General features: G+C 68.3%; 1 protein-coding gene. It reads right to left on the bottom strand.

What is annotated here, in order from left to right; translation table 11 throughout:
- On the bottom strand, positions 1–470 hold a 470-nt coding region (locus ACPXB1_RS30665; protein ID WP_425736183.1), incomplete at both ends, for an AMP-binding protein.

Here is a 470-nt window from a genome sequence, read left to right as displayed (position 1 = left end):
GGCACCGGAGTCGCTGGTCTGGTACGCCAGCCTGGCCGGTGGCAGTTGCGGGTCCAGCATGGTCCAGGCGGCGCCGGCCTTCATCACCGCCAGTTGGGCCACCGGCAGGTGCAGGCCCCGGTCGAGGAGCAGCCCGACGATGTCGCCCGGGCCGATGCCGTAACTGCGCAGCTTTTGCGCCAGTCGGGTGGATCGACGGTCCAACTCGCCGTAGCTGAGGTCGACGCCCTGGAACCGGATCGCCACCCGGCTGGCTTCATGACCCGCCAGCACACCGTGCAACAGGCCCCACGGGGCCAAACCGTCAGGGTCCTGGCTGAGCACCGGGTTCAAGGAGTACAGGATGTGGTCGCGTTCGGAGCCGGTGAGGATGTCGATCTCTTCGGCGGGCTCGTCGGGCTGTGCGAGTCCGTTGGCGAGCGCGGTGATGCAGTGGTCGAGGAGTCGGTTGATGCGGTCGGCGTCGAAGA

Origin of the sequence: Micromonospora sp. DT68, assembly GCF_049847245.1 — a bacterium.
GTDB lineage: Bacteria > Actinomycetota > Actinomycetes > Mycobacteriales > Micromonosporaceae > Micromonospora > Micromonospora profundi.
The sequence above is the reverse complement of the archived record's forward strand: the minus strand, read 5'-3'. Positions and strand labels throughout refer to the sequence as shown.